Annotated in this window: 1 protein-coding gene; it reads left to right on the top strand. The window is 72.1% G+C overall.

Going from position 1 to position 901, the window contains the following annotated elements; all coding sequences use genetic code 11:
• The first annotated feature begins 277 nt into the window (after positions 1-277).
• Positions 278-814, top strand: coding sequence for an HNH endonuclease (locus LCE31_RS39960; RefSeq protein WP_225023220.1), 537 nt, complete (start codon positions 278-280; stop codon positions 812-814).
• The last annotated feature ends 87 nt before the right edge of the window (positions 815-901 follow it).

Below are 901 nucleotides of genomic sequence, written 5' to 3'. Positions count from 1 at the left end.
GTGGCGAGGGGGGCACCGGTCGGCGCGGACCAGGACACGACGGGAACCTCCAGAAGGGACCGGCGGGGGAAAGCACCACACTAACGGCCCACCCGCGGCGCTCCGGCGCTCGCGGGGGAGGGAGAGACCGGGTTCACGCGGGAGGAAACGGCCTGTGGCAGAAAACACTCTGAGCCCGTTACCCGGCCGTGGTGGCGTTTCGACCAGGCATGAGGAGAGACTGAGAGCAGATCGTCCCGGCGCGAGCCACGCGCCGCCGGCGTAATAGGAGGCATCCGTGCCGCATGTCCTGGTCCTGAATGCGTCGTACGAGCCGCTCGGCGTCGTACCGCTCCGCCGCGCGCTCGTCCTCGTCCTGGAGAACAAGGCGATCTCCCTGGAGGACTCCGGCGCCTTCCTGCACAGCGCGACACGGGTCGTATCCGCTCCCAGCGTGATCCGGCTCAAGCGCTTCGTGCGGGTCCCCTACCGGGGGCCCGTACCGCTCACCCGCCGCGCCCTGTTCGCCCGTGACGGCGGACGCTGCATGTACTGCGGCGGGGTCGCGACCAGCGTCGACCACGTCGTGCCCCGCAGCAGGGGCGGCCAGCACGCGTGGGACAACGTGGTGGCCGCCTGCCGCCGCTGCAACCACGTGAAGGCCGACCGGCACCTGCGCGAGCTGGGCTGGCGGCTGCATCAGCAACCGGCCCCGCCCTCCGGCCTCGCGTGGCGCATCATCGGCACCGGTCATCGCGATCCACGGTGGATGCCGTACTTGCAGCCCTACGGCGCCGAGGACGCAGTGGCCCGGATCGACGGCGTTTCCGCCTGAGACCGGGCCATTGTCGTACCCGGCACGCCCCGCACGGCGCGGGCCGGGTACGCCTCCCGCATGCGCGGGCCCCGGGCGCATGCGCGA

Origin of the sequence: Streptomyces sp. 8L (assembly GCF_020176795.1) — a bacterium.
Lineage (GTDB): Bacteria > Actinomycetota > Actinomycetes > Streptomycetales > Streptomycetaceae > Streptomyces.
This window is presented reverse-complemented; position numbering and strand designations above follow the sequence as displayed.